This is a genomic window from Rhodoferax koreense (genome assembly GCF_001955695.1).
In the GTDB taxonomy this organism is placed as follows: Bacteria; Pseudomonadota; Gammaproteobacteria; order Burkholderiales; family Burkholderiaceae_C; genus Rhodoferax_B; species Rhodoferax_B koreensis.
On record NZ_CP019236.1, the window covers coordinates 4,334,380 to 4,358,425 of the forward strand.

21 protein-coding genes are annotated in these 24,046 nt (G+C 68.8%); 11 read left to right on the plus strand and 10 right to left on the minus strand.

What is annotated here, in order from left to right; genetic code table 11:
* Nucleotides 1-10: 10 nt before the first annotated feature.
* Nucleotides 11-2,479 (minus strand): UvrD-helicase domain-containing protein, encoded by a 2,469-nt coding sequence (locus RD110_RS20115; protein WP_076201469.1) that lies wholly within the window; start codon nucleotides 2,477-2,479, stop codon nucleotides 11-13.
* A gap of 33 nt (nucleotides 2,480-2,512) precedes the next feature.
* On the opposite strand from RD110_RS20115, the gene RD110_RS20120 reads away from it, so the two are divergent.
* The 7 genes from RD110_RS20120 (at nucleotide 2,513) to RD110_RS20150 (ending at nucleotide 8,885) form a co-directional block, all read left to right on the plus strand.
* Nucleotides 2,513-3,277, plus strand: a complete 765-nt coding sequence (locus RD110_RS20120) for a hypothetical protein (protein WP_239467078.1) — start codon at nucleotides 2,513-2,515, stop codon at nucleotides 3,275-3,277.
* Nucleotides 3,278-3,349: 72 nt separating this feature from the next.
* On the plus strand, nucleotides 3,350-4,090 hold the full coding sequence (locus tag RD110_RS20125) for a CBS domain-containing protein (RefSeq protein ID WP_076201472.1): 741 nt from the start codon (nucleotides 3,350-3,352) through the stop codon (nucleotides 4,088-4,090).
* Nucleotides 4,087-4,503, plus strand: coding sequence for a VOC family protein (locus RD110_RS20130; protein ID WP_157900258.1), 417 nt, complete (start codon nucleotides 4,087-4,089; stop codon nucleotides 4,501-4,503). Before RD110_RS20125 ends, RD110_RS20130 begins: the two co-directional genes overlap by 4 nt.
* Before the next feature lie 56 nt (nucleotides 4,504-4,559).
* On the plus strand, nucleotides 4,560-5,591 hold the full coding sequence (locus RD110_RS20135; protein WP_076205336.1) for a LacI family DNA-binding transcriptional regulator: 1,032 nt from the start codon (nucleotides 4,560-4,562) through the stop codon (nucleotides 5,589-5,591).
* Between the two features lie 220 nt (nucleotides 5,592-5,811).
* On the plus strand, nucleotides 5,812-7,146 hold the full coding sequence (gene gudD / locus RD110_RS20140; protein ID WP_076201474.1) for a glucarate dehydratase: 1,335 nt from the start codon (nucleotides 5,812-5,814) through the stop codon (nucleotides 7,144-7,146).
* Nucleotides 7,147-7,189: 43 nt separating this feature from the next.
* On the plus strand, nucleotides 7,190-7,984 hold the full coding sequence (locus RD110_RS20145) for an HpcH/HpaI aldolase family protein (protein ID WP_076201476.1): 795 nt from the start codon (nucleotides 7,190-7,192) through the stop codon (nucleotides 7,982-7,984).
* 16 nt (nucleotides 7,985-8,000) lie between these two features.
* Complete coding sequence (locus RD110_RS20150; protein WP_076201478.1) at nucleotides 8,001-8,885, plus strand: 2-hydroxy-3-oxopropionate reductase; 885 nt, start codon at nucleotides 8,001-8,003, stop codon at nucleotides 8,883-8,885.
* Between the two features lie 7 nt (nucleotides 8,886-8,892).
* Here the strand turns inward: RD110_RS20150 and RD110_RS20155 are convergent, their stop codons facing one another.
* The gene (locus tag RD110_RS20155) at nucleotides 8,893-9,180 is read right to left on the minus strand and encodes a hypothetical protein (RefSeq protein WP_076201479.1); all 288 of its coding nucleotides are present in this window, start codon (nucleotides 9,178-9,180) and stop codon (nucleotides 8,893-8,895) included.
* A 115-nt stretch (nucleotides 9,181-9,295) separates the two neighbouring features.
* Complete coding sequence (locus RD110_RS20160) at nucleotides 9,296-10,822, minus strand: CYTH and CHAD domain-containing protein (RefSeq protein ID WP_076201481.1); 1,527 nt, start codon at nucleotides 10,820-10,822, stop codon at nucleotides 9,296-9,298.
* A 164-nt stretch (nucleotides 10,823-10,986) separates the two neighbouring features.
* Between RD110_RS20160 and RD110_RS20165 the strand changes: the two genes are divergently transcribed.
* Nucleotides 10,987-11,208 (plus strand): hypothetical protein, encoded by a 222-nt coding sequence (locus RD110_RS20165; RefSeq protein WP_157900259.1) that lies wholly within the window; start codon nucleotides 10,987-10,989, stop codon nucleotides 11,206-11,208.
* Between the two features lie 108 nt (nucleotides 11,209-11,316).
* The gene (locus RD110_RS20170) at nucleotides 11,317-11,628 is read left to right on the plus strand and encodes a hypothetical protein (RefSeq protein ID WP_076201484.1); all 312 of its coding nucleotides are present in this window, start codon (nucleotides 11,317-11,319) and stop codon (nucleotides 11,626-11,628) included.
* A gap of 49 nt (nucleotides 11,629-11,677) precedes the next feature.
* Here the strand turns inward: RD110_RS20170 and RD110_RS20175 are convergent, their stop codons facing one another.
* Complete coding sequence (locus tag RD110_RS20175) at nucleotides 11,678-12,949, minus strand: MFS transporter (RefSeq protein ID WP_076201485.1); 1,272 nt, start codon at nucleotides 12,947-12,949, stop codon at nucleotides 11,678-11,680.
* 103 nt (nucleotides 12,950-13,052) lie between these two features.
* Between RD110_RS20175 and RD110_RS20180 the strand changes: the two genes are divergently transcribed.
* Entirely contained in the window at nucleotides 13,053-13,949 is an 897-nt protein-coding gene (locus RD110_RS20180) for an AraC family transcriptional regulator (protein WP_076201487.1), read from the plus strand.
* A gap of 7 nt (nucleotides 13,950-13,956) precedes the next feature.
* Here RD110_RS20180 and RD110_RS20185 read toward each other — a convergent pair whose 3' ends face one another.
* From RD110_RS20185 to RD110_RS20195, 3 genes are all read right to left on the minus strand, one after another.
* A complete protein-coding gene (locus RD110_RS20185; RefSeq protein ID WP_239467079.1) occupies nucleotides 13,957-14,325 on the minus strand; it encodes a response regulator in 369 nt (122 codons plus the stop codon).
* A 72-nt stretch (nucleotides 14,326-14,397) separates the two neighbouring features.
* Nucleotides 14,398-15,528, minus strand: a complete 1,131-nt coding sequence (locus tag RD110_RS20190) for an L-talarate/galactarate dehydratase (RefSeq protein WP_076201489.1) — start codon at nucleotides 15,526-15,528, stop codon at nucleotides 14,398-14,400.
* 9 nt (nucleotides 15,529-15,537) lie between these two features.
* On the minus strand, nucleotides 15,538-16,497 hold the full coding sequence (locus RD110_RS20195; protein WP_076201490.1) for a Bug family tripartite tricarboxylate transporter substrate binding protein: 960 nt from the start codon (nucleotides 16,495-16,497) through the stop codon (nucleotides 15,538-15,540).
* Between the two features lie 180 nt (nucleotides 16,498-16,677).
* Between RD110_RS20195 and RD110_RS20200 the strand changes: the two genes are divergently transcribed.
* On the plus strand, nucleotides 16,678-17,688 hold the full coding sequence (locus tag RD110_RS20200) for a LacI family DNA-binding transcriptional regulator (protein ID WP_076201492.1): 1,011 nt from the start codon (nucleotides 16,678-16,680) through the stop codon (nucleotides 17,686-17,688).
* 25 nt (nucleotides 17,689-17,713) lie between these two features.
* Here the strand turns inward: RD110_RS20200 and RD110_RS20205 are convergent, their stop codons facing one another.
* From RD110_RS20205 to RD110_RS20215, 3 genes are read right to left on the minus strand one after another with little or no spacing between them, the layout of a single operon-like run.
* A complete protein-coding gene (locus RD110_RS20205) occupies nucleotides 17,714-21,211 on the minus strand; it encodes an ATP-binding protein (RefSeq protein ID WP_076201494.1) in 3,498 nt (1,165 codons plus the stop codon).
* Complete coding sequence (locus RD110_RS20210; protein WP_239467080.1) at nucleotides 21,208-22,482, minus strand: metallophosphoesterase family protein; 1,275 nt, start codon at nucleotides 22,480-22,482, stop codon at nucleotides 21,208-21,210. Before RD110_RS20210 ends, RD110_RS20205 begins: the two co-directional genes overlap by 4 nt.
* Nucleotides 22,479-23,918 (minus strand): amidohydrolase family protein, encoded by a 1,440-nt coding sequence (locus RD110_RS20215; RefSeq protein WP_076201495.1) that lies wholly within the window; start codon nucleotides 23,916-23,918, stop codon nucleotides 22,479-22,481. The genes RD110_RS20210 and RD110_RS20215 overlap by 4 nt, the downstream gene beginning before the upstream one ends.
* Nucleotides 23,919-24,046 lie beyond the last annotated feature (128 nt).

A 24,046-nucleotide genomic window follows, 5' to 3' on the forward strand; every position in this document is an offset into this window, starting at 1 on the left:
CCCGCTGCGTTCAATCCACCACCGTCAACTTCGCCACGCTCAGCGCCAGCCACTTCACCCCGTGGCGCGGGAAGTTGATCTGCGCGCGCGCATCGTCGCCCGCGCCTTCGAGCGTCTGCACCTTGCCCTCGCCGAACTTGTTGTGAAACACCTTCATGCCGACCTTCAGGCCGTGTGAAGGCGCGGCCTTCTGCGGCGGCACGGGCGGGCTGGCGAAGGTGGCGGTCTGTGCATTGAAAGCGCCTCTGGCGCTGGCGTAGCCTTCGCTGCCCGCTCCTGAATTGCGAGCAAAGCCGCCACTGCAGCCCCCACCCATGCCCGAGGCGAAACCGGGCTGTTTCGGCGTGATCCACTTCAGCGCGCCTTCCGGCAGTTCCTCGAAGAAGCGGCTCTTGATGTGGTAACGCGTCTGCCCGTGCAGCATGCGCGTCTGCGAGAAGCTCAGGTACAGGCGCTTCCTCGCGCGCGTGATGGCCACATACATCAGCCGGCGCTCTTCCTCGAGCGCGGTGCGGTCGCTCATGGAATTTTCGTGCGGGAACAGCCCCTCCTCCATGCCGGTGACGAACACGGCGTCGAACTCCAGGCCCTTGGCGGCATGCACGGTCATGAGTTGCACGGCATCCTGCCCAGCCTGGGCCTGGTTGTCACCGGATTCGAGCGCGGCATGGGTCAGGAAGGCGGCCAGCGGCGACAGGGTCTCGCCGCTGTCCTGGTCGATGTAGCTCGGCGGAAGATCGTCCGTAGCCAGGTTCGGGTCGATGCCCTGGCTGGCGGGCGACTGCGACAGGGCGCCACCGCCGAGTTCATCCACCGGCAGCGCCACGGCGTCGCGGCCGAAGCCTTCCTGCGAGACGAAACTTTCGGCCGCGTTCACGAGTTCGGCCAAATTCTCCAGCCGGTCGGCGCCTTCGCGGTCGGCCTTGTAGTGTTCGACCAGGCCGCTGTGGTCGAGCACGAGTTCGATGATCTCGCGCAGCGTCTGGCCTGCGGTCTGCTCGCGCATCACGTCCAGCTTGGCCACGAAGCCGCCGATGTTGGTGCCGGCCTTGCCGCCGAGGCTGCTCACGGCGTCGTGCAGCGAACAGCCTGCGGCCTTGGCCGCGTCCTGCAGCTGCTCAATGCTGCGCGCGCCGATGCCGCGCGGCGGAAAATTCACCACGCGCAGGAAACTGGTGTCGTCGTTGGCGTTCTCCAGCAGGCGCAGATAGGCCAACGCGTGTTTGATTTCGGCGCGTTCGAAGAAGCGCAGGCCGCCATACACGCGGTACGGCACGGCGGCGTTGAACAGCGCGGTCTCGATCACCCGGCTCTGCGCGTTGCTGCGGTAGAGCACGGCGATCTCCTTGCGCTCGTGGTCGTCGCGCACCAGCTGCTTGACCTCGTCGACCAGCCATTGCGCCTCGTCGTAGTCGCGCGGGCTCTCGACCACGCGCACCGGCTCGCCCGGGCCCTGCTCGGTGCGCAGGTTCTTGCCCAGGCGCTTGCTGTTGTGGCTGATGAGCGCGTTGGCCGAATCCAGGATGTTGCTGCCGCTGCGGTAGTTCTGCTCGAGCTTGATCTGCCGCGTCACGTTGAACTCGCGCACGAAGTCGGCCATGTTGCCCACGCGCGCGCCGCGGAAGGCGTAGATGCTCTGGTCGTCGTCGCCCACGGCCAGCACGCTGCCCGGAGCATGGCGCAAGGCCGCGCCGGATTCGATGTCGGCCGGCCCGTGGCCCGACAGCATCTTGATCCACGCGTACTGCAGGGTGTTGGTGTCCTGGAATTCGTCGATCAGGATGTGGCGGAAGCGCCGCTGGTAGTGCTCTCGGATCGGGTCGTTGTCGCGCAGCAGTTCGTAGCTGCGCAGCATGAGCTCGCCGAAGTCGACCACGCCTTCGCGCTGGCACTGCTCTTCGTAGAGCTGGTAGATCTCGATCTTCTTCAGCGTCTCCGCATCGCGCGCCTCCACCATGTTCGGGCGCAGGCCGTCTTCCTTGCAGCCGGCGATGAAGTACTGCGTCTGCTTGGCCGGAAAACGTTCGTCGTCGACGTTGAACTGCTTCATCAGCCGCTTGATCGCGCTGAGCTGGTCCTGCGTGTCCAGGATCTGGAAGCTCTGCGGCAGGTTCGCCAGCTTGTAGTGCGCACGCAGGAAGCGGTTGCACAGGCCGTGGAAGGTACCGATCCACATGCCGCGCACGTTCACCGGCAGCATGGCGGCCAGCCGCGTCATCATTTCCTTGGCGGCCTTGTTGGTGAAGGTCACGGCCAGGATGCCGCCGGGCGTGACCTGGCCGGTCTGCAGCAACCAGGCGATGCGGGTGGTCAGCACCCGTGTCTTGCCCGAGCCGGCGCCGGCCAGGATCAGCGCGTGTTCAGCCGGCAGCGTGACGGCGGCCAGCTGCTCGGGATTGAGGTTGTGCAGCAGCGGCGAGTTCGAACCAAGGGGCGCTGCGACATGACCCGAGACGGGATTTGGATTTGCTGAGAACATAGGGCCATTGTAGAAACCGCACCTCCCCACCTCATGCCCCTGACCACATCACCCCTGGTTTCACTTCTGCACCGGCGCCGATGGGCCTGTGCGCTGATGTTGGCCTCGCCGTTCGCCGCGGCCGCCCAGTCGTTCTGCGCCAGCGACGGCCAGCCCGCGCCGAGTGCCATCGTCGAGCGCTTCATCAGCGCCGACTGCGAAAGCTGCTGGGCCACGGCCGGCGCCAAACCCGCCGCGAATGCGATGGTGCTCGACTGGATCGTGCCCGGCAGCCGCGGCGACGACGCACCGCTTTCCGCCGCCGCTACGCGCGACAGCCTGGCCCGGCTTGCCGCGCTGCACCAGCCCCCGCCTGGCACCGCGGCCAACACACTCACCAATACGCCCGTGCGGCGCATTGGTGGCGCGAGCCGGCTGCGCGTGGCCCATGGCCTGCCGCTGGCTGGCTACGTCGGGGCCTCGATCGAGCTCAAGCCAGTCCCGGCGCGCGCCGAAGCGGCGCCGTGGACGGCCTGGCTGGTGCTGGTGGAAACCATCGCGGCCGGCAGCGAAGGCACGCCGGTCACGCGCAACCTGGTGCGCAATGTGCTGGTACAGGACTGGAACCCGGCCCAGGCCGCGCCAGCCGCCGAGACCCCGGCCGGCACCAGATCCGTGCCGCGGCTTTTCGAATCGCGGCCGATGGGTGTTGCCGAAGGCGCGCGGCCCGAACGCCTGCGCGTGCTGGGCTGGGTGCAGGATGCGCAGGGCCGGGTGTTCGGTGCGGCGCAGTCGAAGTGCATCGCGCCGAAGGAATGACCTGCGGTTTTTGCTGCAACGGCGGGCTTGTGTTAGTTTGAACCCATCGATCAACCCCCAAGGGAGTGCCGAATGTTCTCGGTCTACGGCGTGACGGGCAAGGTGTTCACCGGCACCGTCGAGCAGCTGCGCCACATCGACAAGGTGAACGCACTCGCGCGCCTGCGCCGCATCGAGCCGGGCGACGTGGACATGCCGCCCGACCAGACGGTGCAAGGCTTGCCCGGTGGCTTCGCAGGCGCCGCGCCCTCGCCGCAGTCGCCCGTGCGCTCCGCGATTGCCGCCTACGTCACGGCCACGGTGCCCGACACGCCGCGCCAGCCGCTGGACCGGGTCGATCTGCTGATGAGCCAGCCCGCGATCACCGTGCGCGCCGAAGCCACGCTCGGCGAGGCCTCCGCACTGCTCAGCCAGCACCGGATCGGCCAGATGCCGGTGGTCGACGGGCTCGGCCGCCTGGTTGGCCTGCTGTTGCGCGCCGACCTGTTCCGCCCGCAGCGCGCCGCATCCGCCGTGGCACCGCCAGCCTCTGCCTCGACGGCTGTCGGCCCGCCCGCCACCGAGCCCGCACCCGAGCCGGCCGCGCCCGACTGGGACACGCTGATGGCCCAGCCCGTGGCCGACCTCATGTGGACGCCGGTGCCCAGCGTCTCGGCCGACACCGACATCCGCCGCGTCGCCCGCGTGCTGCTCGACACCGCGCTGCCCGGCCTGCCGGTGGTGGACGATGCGGGCGGCGTGACCGGTTTCGTGTCGCGTACCGACATCCTGCGCGCGGTCGCTTCCGATCCACCCTTGGACGTCTGGGGATGAACACGCCCTCGCCAGTGGCGCTGCTCATCAACATCGACGTGCCCGACCTGGCCGCCGCCGTGCGCTTCTACGAAGCCGCGACCGGACTTCGCCTGAACCGCCGGCTCTTCGGCGGCAGCGTGGCCGAAATGCGCGGCGCCGCGGTACCGGTGTACCTGCTCGAGAAACCCGAGGGCTCGGGCGCCGGCCCGCATGTGCCGCAAAACCGCGGGTACGCCAGGCACTGGACCCCGCTGCATCTGGACTTCGTGGTCGAGGACCTGGACGCGGCCGTGGCCAACGCGATAGCGGCCGGCGCCACCCTCGAAACCGGGCCGACCCTGCACGCCTGGGGCTACATCGCCACGCTGGGCGACCCTTTCGGCCACGGCCTGTGCTTCCTGCAATGGACGGGCCAAGGCTACGAGCCCTGATTTCCCGTGTAGGGACAAGAAATGGGTAGCGCTATCTTTCGGCTAGGATGCCGGCCATGTCCAAAGCGCCCCCGCCCCCCAAACGCAGCCGCCGCCGCAGCGGCGCTGTGACGTTGCACGACGTGGCACGCCTCGCCGCCGTGGCGCCGATCACGGCATCGCGTGCGCTGAACACGCCCGAGCGCGTTTCGGCCGAGGTGCGACAGAAGGTGGCCGAAGCCGTCAAACGCACCGGCTACGTGCCGAACCTGCTGGCCGGCGGCCTGGCCTCCACGCGCAGCCGGCTGATCGCCGCGGTGGTGCCGACCATTGCTGGCCCAGTGTTCCTGCAGACCATCCAGGCGTTGACCGCGGCGCTGGCCGAACACGGCTACCAGCTGATGCTGGGCCAGAGCGGCTATGTGGATTCGCGCGAGGATGCGCTGCTCGAAGCCATCATCGGCCGCCGACCCGACGGCATCGTGCTCACCGGCATCATGCATTCCGCCGAGGGCCGACGGCGCCTGCTGGCCTGCGGCATTCCGGTGGTCGAGACCTGGGACCTGACGCCCACGCCGATCGACATGCTGGTCGGCTTTTCGCACGCCGAGGTCGGCCGCGCCGTCGCGGAATTCCTGTTCGCCCGGGGCCGGCGCCGGCTGGCCGTGGTGGCCGGCGACGACGAGCGCTCCACGCGCCGGCACGAGGCCTTCAAGGCCGCCGCCACGGCACTCGGCCTGCCCCCGGTGGCGATGGTCGTGGTGCCGGCGCCCACCACGCTCAAGAGCGGCCGACGAGCCCTGGCCGAGCTGCTGCAGGCCGACACCCGCATCGACGCCGTGTTCTGCAGCTCGGACTTGCTCGCGCTCGGCGTGCTCACCGAGGCGCAGGCGCGCGGCCTGACCGTGCCCGCGCAACTCGCCGTGGTGGGTTTCGGCGACCTCGAATTCGCAGCCGACTTGCACCCGGCGCTGACCACGGTGCACATCGACAGCACCGCCATCGGGCAGCAGGCGGCACGCTTCATCGTGGCGCGTGCCGAGGGCCGGGAGGTGGATCAGCGCGTGGTCGACATCGGCTTTTCGATCGTCGACCGGCAAAGCGCCTGAGAAAACCGGCCTCGGCACCCGGGGTTCGCCCCTTGCCCAGCGGGTTTTCGATGGTTAGAATGGTAGCGCTACCGCTGCACGGGCAACACAGGGTTTTGGAGGGCCGACAGCCCGCGGCTGACCCCTATGCTCCAACCTGTTCATCGTGCTCCACGGTTATCCCCAACGATTCCGCAATTTATCCACACGTTCTCACCAGCTTTTCAGTTCAACGAATCCCATGCCGAACACTTCCACCCCTCTCGTCACCGACCTGCGCGTCATTCCCGTTGCCGGCCGGGACGGCATGCTGCTCAACCTCAGCGGCGCGCATGGCCCGTTTTTCACACGCAACCTGCTGATCCTGACCGACAACGCCGGCCGCACCGGCGTGGGCGAGGTGCCCGGCGGCGAGAAAATCCGCCAGACGCTGGAAGACGCCCGCCCCCTGGTCGTCGGCCAGCCGATCGGCTCGCACCAACGCGTGCTGCAGGAAGTGCACCAGAAGTTCGCCGACCGCGACGCGGGCGGCCGCGGCCTGCAGACCTTCGACCTGCGCACCACGATCCACGCCGTCACCGCCATCGAATCGGCGCTGCTCGACCTGCTGGGCCAGCACCTCGACGTGCCGATCGCCGCGCTGCTCGGCGAAGGCCAACAGCGCGATGCGGTGGAGATGCTGGGCTACCTGTTCTACGTGGGCGACAAGTCCAAGACCGACCTGCCCTACAACAGCGAACCTGATGCGGACAACGCCTGGTCGCGCATCCGCCACGAGGCCGCGCTCACGCCCGAGGCCATCGTGCGCCTGGCCGAGGCGGCCTATGAGCGCTACGGCTTCAACGACTTCAAGCTCAAGGGCGGCGCACTGCGCGCTGAGGAGGAAATCGAAGCCATCGTGGCGCTGCACGAGCGTTTTCCCAAGGCGCGCGTCACGCTCGATCCGAATGGCGGCTGGCTGCTCAAGGACGCGATCCGCCTGATGCGCGACATGCGTGGCGTGGTGGCCTATGCCGAAGACCCGTGCGGCGCCGAAGACGGTTTCTCGGGCCGCGAGATCATGGCCGAGTTCCGCCGCGCCACCGGCCTGCCCACCGCCACCAACATGATCGCCACCGACTGGCGCCAACTGACCCACGCGCTGTCGCTGCAATCGGTGGACATTCCGCTGGCCGATCCGCATTTCTGGACCATGGCCGGCTCGGTGCGCGTGGCGCAGACCTGCCGCGACTGGGGCCTGACCTGGGGCTCGCATTCGAACAACCATTTCGACGTGTCGCTGGCCATGTTCACCCACGTGGCCGCGGCCGCGCCGGGCCGGGTGACGGCCATCGATACCCATTGGATTTGGCAGGACGGCCAGCGCCTGACGAAGGATCCGCTGCAGATCAGGGGCGGCCTGGTGCAGGTGCCCAAGAAGCCTGGCCTGGGCGTCGAACTCGACATGGCCGAAGTGGAAAAGGCACACCAGCTCTACAAACAGCACGGCCTGGGCTCGCGCGACGACGCCATGGCGATGCAGTACCTGATCCCGGGCTGGAAGTTCGACCCGAAGAAGCCGGCGCTGGACCGCTGAGCCGCAGCGCCCCATCACCGACAGACCACCAAGGAGCGCCACGATGCGACCGAATCGACTGCGTGAGATCTGGCAATCGGGCGGCGCTGCCGTCAATGGCTGGCTGGCGATTCCGAACGGCTTCTCAGCCGAGACCATGGCCCACCAGGGCTGGGATTCGCTGACCATCGACCTGCAGCACGGCGTGGTCGATTACCAGGCCATGGTTGGCATGCTGCAGGCCATCTCCACCACCGCCACGGTGCCGGTGGTGCGGGTGCCCTGGCTCGAGCCGGGCATCCTGATGAAGACGCTCGACGCGGGCGCCTACGGGGTGATCTGCCCGATGGTCAACACCCGCGAGGACGCGCAGAAACTCGTGGCCTGGACGCACTACGCGCCGCGCGGCACCCGCAGCTTCGGCCCGATCCGCGCCACGCTGTATGGTGGTGCGGACTACCCGTCGGCCGCCAACGACACCATCGTCACCTTCGCCATGATCGAGACCGCGGCCGCGCTCGACAACCTCGACGACATCCTCTCGGTCGAAGGCCTGGACGCGATCTACATCGGCCCGTCCGACCTATCGCTGGCACTCGGCTGCCGGCCGGTGTTCGACGACGTGGACGACAAGGCGCAGCAGGCCATCGACCACATCCTGGCGCGCGCCAAGGCCCATGGCGTGGTGGCCGGCATCCACAACGGCACGCCCGAAGGTGCGCTCGCGCGTGTCGCCAAGGGCTTCCAGTTCGTCACCGTCAGCTCCGACGCGCGGCTGATGGCAGCCGGCGCGCAGCAGGTGATGGCCAGCATGCGCGCCGCGCCACCCTCTGCGGGCGCGGGCTCCTCCACTTACTGAAACAAGGAAGATTCACATGAAGATCGGATTCATCGGCCTCGGCATCATGGGCGCGCCCATGGCCTTGCAGCTCGTCAACGCCGGCCACCAGCTGTATTACGTCAAGCGCAACAAGATCAACGCCGACATCGCGGCCAGCAATGCCATCGCCTGCGCCACGGGCCAGGAAGTCGCCGAGCAGGCCGAGGTCATCATCACCATGCTGCCCGACACCCCTGACGTGGAAGCCGTGCTGTTCGGCAAGGACGGCGTGGCCGCGGGGCTCTCGGCCGGCAAGACCGTGATCGACATGAGCAGCATCTCGCCGATCGAAACCAAGGCCTTCGCCAAGACCATCAACGCACTCGGCTGCGACTACCTGGACGCGCCGGTGTCGGGCGGCGAAGTCGGTGCCAAGGCCGCGAGCTTGACCATCATGGTCGGCGGCACCGAGGAAGCCTTCGCCAAAGCCAAGCCCTTGTTCGAACTCATGGGCAAGAACATTACCCACGTCGGCGGCAACGGCGACGGCCAGACCACCAAGGTGGCCAACCAGATCATCGTGGCGCTGAATATCGCCGCCGTGGGCGAAGCCCTGCTGTTCGCCAGCAAGGCCGGCGCCGATCCAGCGAAAGTGCGTCAGGCGCTGATGGGCGGCTTCGCCTCGAGCCGCATCCTCGAGGTGCACGGCGAGCGCATGGTCAAGCGCACCTTCAACCCGGGTTTCCGCATCGGCCTGCACCAGAAGGACCTCGGCCTGGCCCTGCAGGGCGCACGCGAACTCGGCGTCGCGCTGCCGCAGACCGCGGGTGCGGCCCAGCTGATGCAGGTGTGCGCAGCCAATGGCTGGAAAGACCTCGACCATTCCGCCCTGGTGAAGGCGCTGGAACTGATGGCCTCGCACGAGGTGGCGAAGGCCTGACCTACGCTCAGCGCGTCGGCGCAGTCTCCGCGGGCTGCGCGGTCGTCGTGTCGAGCTGGTTCAACTGCAGCGCGAAGTCGTAGAGCTTGGCCTTGCCTGCGTAATAACGCTCCAGCCGCCATTCCTTGAGCATCGCCAGCGCCAGATCGAAATCACCCAGGTCGAGTTCGTACAGCCGCTCGAGCCGGAACGGCTCCTGCGATTCCAGCGACAGCACCAGGTCGGCGAAGGTCTTGGCCGATTCAGTAAACGGGTTCTTGGCGATGTGGTTCTTGGCTTGTTTGATGGCGTTCATGGGGTTCCGAAGGGAAGGGACAGTCAAGCAGGATTAGAACCGTCGACGTCGCTATGAAGATGACATGTGCGTTTCAGATTTGTGACATATCATCATCGACGTCATGAGGCCGCTTTTATCCGCCGCCGGCCTTATCCCAGAACCCGTGCAGCTTGCCCAACCGCTGCAACGCCTTGCGGCAGGCACGCGCCATGCGGCCCTGCTGCGCGACCAGCCAGCCGACGGCGAACCACGCACCTGGATCCTTCACCGCCGCTTCGCGGTAGCGCGCCAGCGCGACGTTCGCGTCGTTGAAGGCGCCGAGCGCATCCTGCGCCGGCTCGAGATGGGCGATGTCGTGCGCGGCCGCCTTCGCATCGAACAGCGGCGCGGCGAATTCGGCTAGGTAGCGCAGCCGCTTGAGCCGCTTGCGCATGCGGTGCTGCGCGGACACCGGCAGCGATTCGAAACGCGCACCGTCGGCCAGCAATTGATGCTGCAGCTTGCGCAGGCGTTTTTTGAGCAGGCGTCGGAGATCGTCATCACCGCCTGGCGCGGGCTGATCTGTCGGCGCGGCCAAACCAATCAAGCCCACCAGCGCCACCTGGAACGACACGGCACGCACCACCGCACGGATGTCCACCGCCTTGGTGCCGGACCTGGGGATGCGGATCTCCGGCGCACCGGCCGCCTTCAGTCTCGGCGCCATTTCGGTGAGCAGCAATGCGGTGTCGCGCTGCGCACCGAGGCGGCGGAACACCGCGGTCAACGCGGGCTCCCAGCTCGCGTCGAACTGCGGGGCGGGTTCCGGCGCGAATGCGCCCAATTCGCGCAAGGCGGTGCGCAGACGGCGGATGCCCACGCGCAACTGGTGCACCACCTCGGCATCGGTGTTACCCGAGGCCAGCTCGCTCGCGTTGGGCAACACCTGGGCCAGGCACGCGGCCAGCACGGCGCGCTGGAAAGCCGGGCCCGATACCTGGGCCCCGGTCTTGCCGGCCAGCTGCGGCGGTTCTGCCCGCACCGCGTAGCCTTGATCCGCCGCGTGCGCCAGCCGTTGTCCGCGTTCGGCCTTGGACAAGGTGCTGAGCCAGAGGCCATGGCGTTCGCACCAGCCCCGCGCGATCTCGACCAGATCTTCGACACGGCCCTGCACCAATTCCAGCTCGAGTTCACACACCGCAGAGCTGCGCGGCCTGCCGTCCTCGGCCAGGCCGCCCATCACCTGACCCACGTCGAGCGCGAGCTCCACCGTGGTCTCGCCCAGCCGCTCGTGTCGGGCCAGGCGCCAGATGTCGGTGGACAGGGTCTCGCCCAGCGGGCAAGCCGCATCGCCAAGCGCCTTGCCCAGTAACTTGCCGACCGGCGAATCGGCATGGCGCAGCGGATCGGGCACGGCCTTGGCGGCACGGCCGTCTAGCGTGACGTTGTGCTCGAGCCGGTGCAAAGCCCCTTGCCCTTCGACCACGGCCTTGGCCGTCTGCACCCAATGGGTGCCTTCCTTGCGCAGCCGCAGCACCACGCCGTGCCTGGCGAGTGCGGCGTCGGCCGTGTCGAAATAACGCGCCTGCAGCCGGGTGCGGCTGGTCTTCTGCGCGCGCAAGGCCTGCTCCACTTCTTCCAGGCGCTCGGCGGGTACCGCCAACTTGAATTCGATTTCCATGGTCACTTCCTCCGCAGACAGTGCATTTGCACGCGATTCAACCCGGGGGCGCTGGCCCGAAAACTGCATACGGATTTTTACCCATGACCCTTCGCCATCCGCCGGATTGACTTCAAACGGCCACGAAGAGTTTGCAGAATCGGGCCATGGTGAAGGAGAAATCGATGAATTTGACCCTGCTGCGCGACATTTCCAAAAAAGTCCTGCCCTGGACCATCGAGAGCCCGGAAGAGATCGAGAATGTCCGCGCCTTGCGCGCTTCCGGCCACGCCGCCGCCTTCGTTTCGGCACCCGGCTCGGCCAAGCCTTATGCGCGGGTGCTGGCGATCACGCCGATGGGGCGCGAAGAACTCAAACGCAGCCTGCAACCAGAAGCCATCGCCTAGTTTCCGGAAGACGCGCGGGGGCATAGCCCCGTGGTGGACTCGGTCACTCCACGTGGTCATAATACTGTTCAAATAAACAGTCATTGACCATCAACCGGAGGCGAACCGATGGAAACCACGCTCGACACCCTGTACACCGTCGCCCTGCGCGACTACCCCGAACTGCCGCTCAAGGAACGCGTCGCGGCCGAGATGCGCTATTGCCGTGCGCTGGAACGCCGCCTCGGCCCGCCGGAAGACGTGGTGCATGCCCTGCGCGCGGTCGAACAACTGGCCGACGGGGGCAGCGGCGACGAGCCGACGCCCGAGGAACTCAAACTCGTCGCCCACTGGCGCGTGGCCACCGACGCCGCACGCCAGGCCGCCATGCAGGGCCTGGGCGAAAGCCCGGAATCCTGGTTCGACGTGCGCATGGCCTGAAGAATGTGCAGGGAACCCCTGCGCGTCACGGCCTCGCGCGTTCCTGTTACTAGGCGCCGGCCGGCATCTGCGCCGGTGCTGCCGCCGTGCGCCGCGCCTTGCGCACATTGAAGGCCGTGGTGATGAGCACGGCCTGCACCAGCGCCAGGCCGATGAACACACCCCGGTATTGCCCGTGGTCCATCAGGCTGCCGAACACCAGTGGCGAGACCGCCTGGCCGATGTCCAGGCCCGAATACACCACGCCGTAGACGCGGCCGGTGGAATTCGCCGGCGTGGCGCGCTTCACGATCAGGTCCCGCGACGGCCCGCCCGTGCCGGCGGCGAAGCCCATCAGCCCGAACAAGGCCGGCACGGCCAGGCCGGACACATCGGCAAAACCGATCACCAGCGCCACGAGCGCGGCAAAACCCAGACCGAAGCCGACGATGCGTTCGCAACGCGCCGGGTCGGCCGCGAGAAAGCCGCCAAGCACCATGCCGCCCGCGCTGCAGACCATGTACACCGTGAGGCAGGTGGCCACCAGCGCCACTGGCACCTGGTGCAACTGCCGCGCGGCTTCCGGCGCGAAGGCCTGCACCACGCTCAGCGCCATGGCGTAGAAAAAGAAGAAGGCAAAACACATCCACACGGCCGGAATTTTCATGAAGCCGAGACTGCCGCCTTCGAGCGCCGGCACACCTGTTTTGTGGGTCGTCGGCGTGGGCGGCGGCAGGCTCAGCTTGTCCCGATTGACCCACAACACCGCCAGCACGGCAAACGCCAGGAGGCCGGCCGAGGCCAGCGCGACGCGCCATGAAAAGAGGAGCGCGAGCGGCACCAGCATCGCCGGCGCCAGCGCCCAGCCGAGATTGCCGGTGATACCGTGCACGCTGTAGGCGTGGCCCAGGCGCGGACTGCTGACCTTGCGGTTGAGCAGCGTGTAGTCCACGGGATGGAAGACACCGTTGCCGACGCCGGCCACCACCGAGACAGCGGCCAGCATCCAGTAATCGGTGCTCAGCGCGAAACCGAAAGCGGACACGCCGAGCAAGGCCAGGCCGCCGAACAGCACGGGCCGCGGGCCGAAGCGATCGACCACGAAGCCCGAAGCCATCTGCACCGCGCAGGACACCACGAAGAACACCGACATCAGGAAGCCGAGTTCGGCATAACTCGCGTTGAAATCGGTCTTGAGCCAGGGAAACAGGGGCGCCAGCAGGAGCTGGCTGAAATGGCTGATCATGTGGGCGAGGCCGACCAGGCCGATCACGCCCGCGTCCTGTTTGAGACTGGTCTGCGTGCCCGACATCGGGGCACCGGTGGCTGTTGTGGTGTTCATGCGCTTATCGTAGTATCCGCTCCTGTTTTCCGGAATGCGACAAAAAGACAGGTTCTGGCGAATTCCAGACAAGCAGCCTCCAGCCCTTACCTGATCGACTTCGATGAACTCACTCTCGCCTGCCCGCAAGACGCCGCGGTTCATGCCGGTCGGCGACACCGACCTGTTCACGCCCACAGCGGCCAGGCCCGTGCGGGTGCGCGCGCGTGTGCTGCCGGCCGACAGCCATTTCGAGCCGCACCGCCACGCCTGGGCGCAACTTGCCTATTGCGCCACCGGCATGGTGCAGGTCGTCTGCGCCACGGAAGCGGACGCCGCGGCCGGCGGCGCTGTCCGCACCACGGCCGACGAAGTCACCTACATGGTGCCGCCTTCGCGCGCGGTATGGATCGCGCCCGGCGCACTGCACGCCATCCATGTGCTCGAACGCGCCGAGCTGCGCACCCTGTACCTCGATGCCAGCGTGACCCCCGCGGGCTGGCGCGGCTGCCGGGTCATCATGGTCTCGAGCCTGCTGCGCGAACTCATCCATGCGCTCGACCTGCCCGCGCCGCTGCCCGCCAGCCCCTCCTCGCGCGAAACCATGCTCGGCAGCCTGGTGCTCGACGAGATCACGCATGCGGCCACCCAGGCGCTCGGCGTGCCGCTGCCCCCTGCCCACACCGGCGACAAGCGCCTGCGCGCCCTGTGCGAGGCCGTGCTGCGCGCGCCCGGCCAGCGCGCCACGCTGGCTGGCTGGGCCGCCGACGTGGGCGCGAGCGAACGCACCATGGCCCGGTTGTTCCGCGACGAGTTGGGTACCAGCTATCAGCAATGGCGCCAGCAGGCCGTGCTGGCCCATGCGCTGCCCATGCTCGCGCGCGGGCTGCCCGTGAGCCAGGTGGCGGCGGCCAGCGGTTATGCGAGCGACAGCGCGTTTTCGGCGATGTTCAAGGCGGCGATGGGCGCCTCGCCGAGCCATTTCTCGGGCCGCGTGGAGCCGGCCGAGGCAGCAGCCTGAGAGCCGCTCAGGCGTTGGGGGCCAGCGTGGCCTCGATCTTTTCCAGAAGCGCTTCGAGCTCGCCCGGATCGCAGGTCTTCACCAAGGCGCGCACGTTCGCCCCGATCCCCTGCAGCCCGTGGCCGAATGCATAGCCGGACAGCAGCAGCACCCAGCGCAACGGATCGGGCTTGAGCCATTCGCGCGCCAGATCGGTGCCGGACAGGCCCGGCAGGCTCACGTCGGTGATCAACACGTCGAAATGCCGCGTGCCGAACAGCGCCAGCGCGGCCTCCGCATCGGCGACGGCCGTGATGTGCCGGTGATCGGCTTCGATCAGGGCACCGAAGGCTTCACGGATGTCTTCGTTGTCTTCGACGTAGAGGTATGAAATCAATTTTTACGCACTCAAATTCGGCAATTGTAGATTTTGCCTGCGCCCAAGCGCGTCGGTGCCAGCAGCGGCGCCTCAGGCCCGCTGGCCGATCTCGGCGACTTCGCGCGTCCAGGTCCTTGCCTGCTCACTCAGGCTCAGGCCGAGGCCGGGCCGGGTCGGCACCAGCATGCGGCCATCCTTGATCTCCAGGCGCTCGTTGAACAGCGGCTCCAGCCAGTCGAAATGCTCCACCCACGGCTCGGTGGCGTACACGGCACCGAGGTGCACGTGCAATTCCATCGCGAAATGTGGCCCGAGCGCCAGGCCGGCGTTCTCGGCCTGGGCGGCGATGCGCAGGAAGGGCGTGATGCCGCCGACGCGCGGTGCGTCGGGCATTAGGTAGTCGGCCGCACGGTGGCGGATCAACTCGGCGTGTTCGGCGGCCGAGGTCAGCATCTCGCCGGTGGCGATCGGCGTGTCGAACTGCGCGGCCAGCGCCGCGTGGCCCTCGTTGTCGTAGGCGTCGAGCGGCTCCTCGATCCAGACCAGGTTGAACTGCTCGAAGATGCGACACATGCGCTGTGCGGTGGGCCGGTCCCATTGCTGGTTGGCGTCGACCATCAGCGGCGCGTGGTCGCCGAGGTGCTTGCGCACAGCCTCCACCCGTTTGATGTCGAGCGCCTGGTCGGGTTGGCCGACCTTGAGCTTGATGCCGCCGATGCCGCGCTCGCGCGAAGCCGCGGCGTTGACCAGCAACTGATCGAGCGGCGTGTGCAGGAAGCCACCCGACGTGTTGTAGCAGCGTACGGAATCGCGCTGCGAACCCAGCAGCTTGGACAGCGACAGGCCGGCGCGGCGCGCCTTCAGGTCGTACAGCGCGACGTCGAAGGCCCCGATGGCCTGCACCGCCATGCCGCTGCGGCCCACCGAGGCACCGGCCCACTGCAGCTTGGTCCAGAGCCTGGAGATGTCGCTCGGGTCTTCGCCGATGAGGGCCGGTGCGATCTCCTTCGCATGCGCGAACTGGCCCGGGCCGCCGGCGCGTTTCGAGTAGCTGAAACCCAGGCCCCTGTGGCCGTCGCGGGTCTCGATCTCGGCGAACAACATGGCGATCTCGGTCATCGGCTTCTGCCGGCCGGTGAGCACCTTGGCGTCGCTGATCGGGTTGGCCAGCGGCAGGTAGCAGGAAGAAATGCGGACGTGGGTGATGCTGTCGTGGGTCATGGCCGTGGTTTATTCAATGGTGATCTTGCCGGTCTCGATGACCTTCTTCCAGCGTGCGTATTCCTGCTGCTGGAAGGTGGCGAACTCGGCCGCCGTGTTGGTCACCATCTCGAAGCCGATGCTGGTGAACTGGTCCTTGACCTTGGGGCTGTTCAAGGCCTCGACGAAGGCGGCATGGGCCTTCTCCCGCACGGCTGGTGGCAGGCCCTTGGGCGCCACGATCGCCTGCCAGGACGTGACCTCCACATTCTTCACGCCGGCCTCGGCCATGGTGGGCACGTCGGGCAGCACGGGCGAGCGCTTCGCGCTGGTCACGGCCAGCGGCCGCATCTTGCCGCCCTTGATGTACTGCAGTACCGCGTTGACGTTCTGGAACGAGGCATCGACCTGACCGCCGATCAGGTCGGTGTGCGCCGGCGCGCCGCCCTTGTAGGGCACATGGATGCCCTTGGTGCCCGTCTCCTGCCAGAACAGTTCGGCCGTGAGGTGATCGCTGGAGCCGTTGCCGGCCGAGGCGAAGGTCATCTTGCCGGGATTGGCTTTCTCAAAGGCGATCACGTCGGCCAGGCTCTTGTGCGGCGAATTCGCCGGCACCACGAGCACGTTGGGCGACTGCACGGCCACCGTGATGTGGTCGAAGTCCTTCAGCGCATCGAACTGCAGCCCCTTGATCAGGTGCGGCACGATGACCAGCGGGCCGAGCGAGGTAACCAGGAAGGTATAGCCGTCCGGCGCGGCGCGCTTGACGAAGGTGGCGCCGATGGTGCCGGTGGCCCCGGCCCGGTTGTCCACCAGGAAGGACTGCTTGAACTTCTCCGTGAGGAACGGTCCCACCGCGCGCGCGACCTGATCGGTCGAGCCGCCAGGCGGGAAAGGTACGACCAGGGTCACCGCCTTCTCGGGCCAGTTTTGCGCGTGCGCGCCGAGCAAACACAGGCCGAGAGCGGCAGCGGTCAGGTATTTCTTCATTCGGGTCTCCGGGTGGGCGCCGCTGTTGCGGTCGATGCTTTGAGATGCAAATGATAACGTTGTCAGTCTCACCGTCAAGCGCTTCATGCCTCGGGTTTACCCTAGCGCTCACGATGCAGGATGGGAATAATCACGGACCGTAAAATGCCAACGTTGTCAAACGTCATCCCGCCATTGCCGATGCATCCAGCAACCCCATTCAAAGCCGCCACCCTGCATGACGTCGCCCGCCAGGCCGGGGTGTCGCCGATCACCGCTTCCAGGGCGCTGAGCAATCCGAAGCTGGTTTCGGAAAACACCATCCTCAAGGTTCAGGCGGCGGCGCAAGCCGTCGGCTACATCCCCAACCTGCTGGCCGGCGGGCTGAAGTCGAAACGCAGCCTGATGGTCGCCGGCCTGGTGCCGACGATTTCGGTGGCGCAGTTCCTGCCGACGGTGCAGGCGTTGACCGAAACGCTTGCGGATGCGGGATACCAGTTGATCCTGGGCCAGACGGGCTACGACCATGCGCGCGAGGAGGCCCTCATCAACACCATGATCAGCCGGCGCGCGGACGGCATCGTGTTCACGGGGCTGGTGCACTCGGCCACCGCCAGGGAACGCCTGCGGCGCGTCGGCATCCCGGTGGTGGAGACCTGGGACCTCAGCGAGCGGCCCATCGACATGCTGGTGGGGTTTTCGCACCTGAAGGTGGGCAGCGCCATTGCCGGCTATTTCCTCGGCAAGGGCTGGCAACGCGTGGGCATCGCCACCGGGGATGACCACCGCGGCGCACTGCGTCGCGAGGGTTTCCTGGCCACGATCGGCAAAGACGTGCCCACCGCCGTGGTGCCGGCACCGAGCAGCCTGGCGCTCGGCCGTCGGGCTCTGGCCGATCTGCTGCGGCAGGACCCCAAGCTGCAGGCCGTGTATTGCAGTTCGGACCAACTGGCCCAAGGCGTGCTGGCCGAGGCGCAGGCCCGCGGCATCCGTGTGCCGCAGGAGCTGGCCGTCTGCGGCTTCGGCAATGCGGATTTCGCGGCGCACATGCAACCTTCGCTGACCACCGTGCACGTGGACGGCGCGGCGATCGGGAGGCTGGCCGCGCAACTCGTGATCGACCGCTGCAACGACACGCCGATCCAGAACCCCGTGGTGGACGTGGGCTTCAGCATCATCGAGCGGCGCTCGACGTCACTGAGCCAGGCCTGAAGCCCAACCGCTCGCCGCCAGCCGGTCAGGGCCCCAGCGCATGCACGGCCAGCACTTCGGCCGGCAGCACCGATCGTGCGAGCGGTACCAGGTGCCGGTGGTGCGTGAACAACAACACCTGACCGCCTTCGGCGAACCGCGCCAGGGCCTTGAACATTTGCGCGGCACGTTCATCGTCGGAGGTCATCAACACGTCGTCGAGCACCAACGGCATGGCGCGTTCCGGGCTGCGCTGCAACTCCAGCGCGGCCAGGCGCAGCGCGAGGTAGAGCTGGTCGGCCGTGCCCTCGCTCATGGCCTCGACGCCGATGGCGCGGCCTTCGGCGTCGACGGCCTGCAGTGCGGGTTTGTCGCCGGCCTCGTCGACGCGCAAGCGTCGGTAACGGCCGCCAGTGACGAGTGCGAAGTAGTCCGAAGCCAGCGTCACCATCGGCCCCTGTGCGCGTTCGCGAAAACGCCGTAGCGCTTCCTGCAAGAGGCTCTCCGCCATCTTCAGCTGCGCCCAGGGCCGGACCGCGGCGCGGTAACGCGCGGCCGCCGACTCCATGGCCTCGCGCGCCTCGGCGGCCGCGCCCGAGGTGTCGATCGCCTCGAAGGCCTGGCGCGCCGCCAGTTGATTCGCCAGGGCTTCGTCGATGCGCGCCTGCAGCAGGGGCAGCGCGGCTTCGATGCGCGCGCGTTCGGCATCGGTGCCGGCCGTGTCCAGGTCGGCGACGACTTCGCGCAGGGCATCGACGGAGCGCGCCGAGGCGGCGGCGAGTTGGGCCGCAAGTCTGGTCACGTCCTGCTGCAGGCGGCGGCCGGTTTCGGCGCGCAGCTCGGCCTGCGGCAGTTCGTCCACGGTGGCCACGCCGGCCATGGCGCACAGGTCCTGCAGGACGGCGGCACCGGCCTGGCCCTGGCGCCGGGCCTGGTCGAACTGGCGGCGTGCGGCGCCGGCGCGGCGTTCGAGTTCGGCAGCCCGTGATTCGCCCGCCGAAGCCTCGGCGGTGCGGCGCTGCAGCTGATCGATGAAGTCGCCCAGATGGCTGGGCGCCGCTTCCTGCAGCAGCGTGGCCAGCGCCGCGGCGTCGCGGGCCAGTGCGTCTTCGAGCGCCTGGGCCCGGTCGATGCTGGCCTGCTGCTGGTGCAGCACGGCCTGGGCCTGGGCCAGGCCCGCGAACTCGGCCAGCCGCGCCTTGACTGCGGCGGGTGTGCTGTGCGGTGCCAGGCGCAGGCGTTGAGTCCAGCCGGCACGGGCCTCGGCATTGGCCGCATGTTCGGCCTGCCGCGCAGCGACGTCGGCCTCGGCGGCGGCAAGCTCGGCGCGCCACTGCTGCTGTTGCGCGGCCCGGGCCTCGGCACGGGCCGCGGTTTCGACCTGCGCCTGCAGCCAGCCGCGCGCCTGCTGCACCAGCGCCGCGAGCGAGGGGCTCGCCGGCGTCTCCTGGCCGGCGGCGCGCAGTGCGGCCTGCAGGTCCGACAGCGCGGCTTGCACGGCTTCGCCCAGGTCGGCCGACTCGCGCTGCAAGTCGGCATGTTGCTGCGCCAGTTCCAGCGCCTGCGCACGGCGCTGTTGCCAGTCGCGCAGCACGGCCGGGTCGTGGGCAGGCAGGCCGGCCGCGACCAGCCGGGCTCGCCAGTCCATGGCCGCCTGGTCTTGCCGACGCTGCCAATCGGCGCGGGCCAGCCCGTGGGCCTGGCGGGCGGCCTGGTTCTCCTGGATGCGCAAGCCGCATTCGGCGGCCTGTGCCGCGCGCTCCGCACCTTCGCGCAACAGGTCGGCCTGGCGGTCGGCTTCGGCCTGGGCCTGTTCGAAACGCTCGGCGAGTGCGGCAAGGGCGTCAACGTCGACGCTGGGCCCGGGCAAGCGCTTGAACTCTCGCCACAAACCGTGCCGGCGTTCGCGCGCGGCCTGCAACGTCTGCGCCGTGACGAGTTCGCCCACGGCCGCGAGTTGCTGCTGCCGTCGCAGGTGGACCTGCAGGTCCTGCTGCAACTGCATGTCCTCTCTGACCAGGGCCAGGCCTTCGGCCTCGCGCGCCGCCATGGCCTGTTCGGCCTGGGCGATCTCACCCGCGAGCAGCGGCCGCGCAGTCTGCAAGCTGGCCGCGTCGGGCATGCCGAGTTCGTGCAGCGCCTGGCCGAGCCGGCGCGCCGTGGCATCCACGTCGCGCTGCAGCTCGGTCTGGCGCGATGCGCCTTCGCTCCAGGCCTGGGCGTGCTGCAAGGCGGCGTCGAGCGCGGCGACCACCGATGCGAACACGGGCGTGGCCGCGTCGCCCACGCCAAGGCTGGCCTGCAATTGGGCCGCGGTACGGGCGACCCGTGCCTGCGCATCGGCAAGCGCCTGGGCCACGCGCGCGCCATCGGCCAGCAGTTCGTCCAGGGCCAGGCGCTCGGCGGCCGTGGGTGCGACGGCCAGCAGTGCCGCCACGCCCTGCCCGGTCTCGATCTGCGCGGCCTGCTCGGCCAGGGCCTGGCCGCCGGCCTGCAGAGCCGCGCGGGTCTGCAACAGTTCGGGCCGCTGGCGCCGCACGGCCGCGAAATCCTGCACCAGGCGTTCGACCGCGGCCGCGTGCCGGGTGAGCCCGGGTTCGAGGCGCAGCGCGGCCTGGGCGTCGGCGCAGGCGTCGATCTCGGCCTGGGCTTCGGCCATCTGCTGCTGCACGGTGGCCAGGGTCTGCTGGGCGGCGAGCCGTTGTTCGCGCGCATCGGCGGGCAAGGCCGGCACCGGGCCGAGCTGCACGCTGTCGGCCAGCGCCTGGTCGCGCTGGCGCAGCAGCGGCTGCACCGCACGCAGTTCGGTGAGCGTGGCCGCGCGCTGACGCAGCGCGGCCATCTCAGCCTGCAGGGCCTGCAGCTGCTCGCCGGCTGCGTCGAGCGCGCGTTGCCGCTCGCGCCAGGCCTCGGGCCGCACCAGGGCCTTCTTCAGCGCTTGCTTGTGCTCTTCGAGCTGACGGGCCGCGTCGTTGATCACGGCCTGGGCCGAGCGCGGGCCGTAGTAGGCCTTGGCGTCCTCCTGCAAGGTGGCCAGCAGCGCCTTCACGCCCTGCAGGCCGGCGCTGGCCTCGAACAGCGCCGCACCGAGCTCCCCTTCGCCCTGCACCAGTTGCCGGCCGCCTTCGCGCAGCCGGGCATGGTCCAGGCCGAAGCCGAGTTCGAAACGCGCCCGGTCCAGCCCGCCGGTCAGGGCCTGCACGACGGCCGCGTTCGCCGGGCTGTGCAGCAGCGGCTCGCCGGTGAGCGGGTCGGCCGCGGTGAGCGCGTCCTTGTTCTTCTTGCGCCGCGCGAGCGCCAGCGGCGTGCCATCGGCCTGTTCGAACACACCGGCCAGCAGCAGTTGCGCGTTGTCGTGCACGAAGTTGTCGGCGCTGCGCAGCGGGATGCCGAAACGCAGGTCGCCGATGGCGCGCAAGGCGGAGGACTTGCCGGCCTCGTTCGGCCCGTAGACCAGGTGAAGCCGCGCGGGTGTGGCGCCGAAGTCGAGCACACGACCGGTGAAGGGCCCGAAGGCCTGGAGGAAGAGCTTGCGGATCTTCATGCCGGATTGGCGTTCAATCGGGCCAGCAGCGTGGCTTCGGCTTCCATCAAGAGTCCGCGCAGGGACTCGGGATCGGCCAGTACCGGCAGGTCGCCCGCCTGTCCGGCCAAAACCTCCGCGGGCAGCTTGTGCAGCACGTCGCCGAGCATGCGTGCCGACCAGTCGGCCAGCCGCGCGGGATCGGCCGCAAGTTCATCCACGAGGCGAACGAGTTCGGCCACGGCATCCTGCCCCTGGGCGATACGCGCTCGGTCCACGGGGGAAGACACGGCCAGCCGTACCTGCTCGATCCAGACCTCGGCACCGGGCACGTCCTGCGCCGCGGCGTGCACCATGGCAGCGAGCGTGCCGGGCTGGCGCGCCTCTTCGGCCTGCAGCGCGGTCTGGCCGACGAGATGGATGCGCATGGCGTGCAGCCGGTCACCGCCCGCGCCCTCCTCGGCGGCATCGGCCAGCGCCCGCGCAACGCGCTGCGTGGCCGCGCCGAGCTGATCGATGCCGTCGAGCGGGACCGTGCACTGGTGCCAGCGCACCACGTCCAGCGGCACGAACACGGCGTCGACGGCGCCCCCATGCACCGTGACGAGTTCACAGCCCTTGGCACCGGTCTCGTTCGCGTGCCGGCCCTGCAGGTTGCCGGGAAACACCACGCGCGGCGCAGCCTCGCTCACCACCTGGCGCGCATGCACGTGGCCCAGGGCCCAATAGTCGTAGCCCTTGGCGCGCAGCACCGGCAGGCTGGTCGGCGCATAGGTGTCGTGCCCGGCCGCGCCGGTGAGGCTGGTGTGCAGCAGGCCGATGTTGAAGACGCCGGGCACGGGCTCGGGATAGTTCGGCACGAAATCCTCGTCCACCGCACGGTCCGGAAAACTGCGGCCGTGCAGTGCCACGCCGAGTTCTCGCAGCAGCACCGTTTCCGCCGCGCGACTGCCAAAGACCTTCACCTGTTCGGGCAGCGGCAATTGCCGGCTGATCACCCCCTGCGCGTCGTGGTTGCCCTGCACGACGAACACGGCCGTGCCGGCGCGCACCAGCCGCACCATCTGCTCGCGAAAGAACAGGCCGGTGTGGAAGTCGGGCCAGTCGCGGTCGTACAGATCGCCGGCCAGCAGCACGAAATGCACCTGCTCGCGCAGTGCCAGATCGACCAGTTGCACCAGCGCGCGGCGTGTGGCGTTGCGCAGCCGCTCGACCGGTGCGCCTGCATAGCGGCCGAGGCCGCGCAGCGGGCTGTCGATGTGCAGGTCGGCCGCGTGGATGAAACGAATCAAGCGGGCCTCGGGACCGCGACGGCCTGCGCCGGCCGCACATGCTGCGCCTGCATCACCGGCACGAAGGCTTCGCCGATGCGGACCGCCAGCGCCGTGTCGTTCTGAGGGCCGACCAGGCGGCCTTCCCGCACCACCCGCGCGCCCGCCACGAACACGTCGCGAAAGCGCGCCGAGGGGCTGGAGAAAAGCAGCGCGTCGAGATGGTGGTCGGCGGGCAGGCCGAGCAGGGCGTTCGATGCGGCATCGAGCACCAGGAAGTCGGCGCGCCGGCCGACCTGGATCGGGCCGACGCGTTGCCCCGTCGCCGCTTGGCCGCCGGCCACCACGGCGTCGAACAGGACGGCCGCGCAGCTCTCGCGCCCCGCGGCCTCGGCGGCCACATTGCGGGCGTGACGCTGCAACCGGTAGGTGTATTCCAGCAGGCGCAATTCCTCGGGCCAGCTGCGCGCGACGTGCCGGTCCGAGCCGATCGACCAGTTGCCGCCCACGGCCGCAAAGGCCGGCAGGTCGAACACGCCGCGGCCCAGGTTGGCCGCACTGCTCGGACAGACGACGATGGCCGCACCCGCGCTGCGCACCGCGCCGATTTCAGCCGGCGATGCATGGGTGGCATGCACCAGGTTCCAGCGCGCATCGACGTCGGCATGGGCCAGCAGCCATTCGATCGGCCGCTGGCCGGTACGGGCCAGGCAGTCGTCCACCGCGGACGGCTGCTCGGCGATGTGGATGTGCACCGGCAGGCCGGTCTTGCGCGCCGCGGCGGTCAGCGCCTGCATCGCGCTGCGGTCCGCGGTGTCGAGTCCGCCCAGGCCGACACCGGCACCGACCAGCACCGCCCCGGCGCTCGACGCCTCGCGCGAGACCGCCGGCACGCGCACCGCGGCCGCGGTCTGCCGGTTGATGGCCTCGACCACCGCCAGCAACTCTGCCACCGGCGCGGGGCCGCTGTGACCGGCCGAGGCCAGCGCCGGCAACAGCGTCAGCCCGATGCCCACGCCGCGCGCCGCACGGGCCAGGGCCTGCGCCATCTGGAGCGGCTCGGCTGCGGCCTCGGCATGGAGGAAGAGAAATTCGCAGACATGCGTATAGCCGCCGAGCAGGAGTTCCGCATACAACTGGCCGGCCACGGCCTCGAGTTGCGCCGGCGTGACACGCTGGGCAGCATGCGTTCGACGCTCCTGCGCCACCTGCGAGGCCACGCCGCGCCGCTCGGTGAGACCGGCGCGCATGCGCTGCAGCACATGGCTATGGGCATTGACCACGCCCGGCAGCACCGGCCCGTCCAGGCGCGTGGCGCCGGCCTGCTGCGCCGCACTGGCATTGGGCAGGACGCTGGCCCAGGTACCGTCGGCGCCGATCGCCAGCACCACGTCGCGCTCCCACTTGCCCTCGACCCAGGCCTGGTGCGTCACCCATTTTCTCGATTCGTTTCTCATGGCAGCTTCCGCGGGGAGATGAATGGACGCGACACGATGCGGCTCGCCTGATCGCGCGTTTCACGCCAATGCGTAGCTTAACGGGAGCCGGGGCGGCGCGGCGCCGTCCGACTGCGAAATCGGGAATG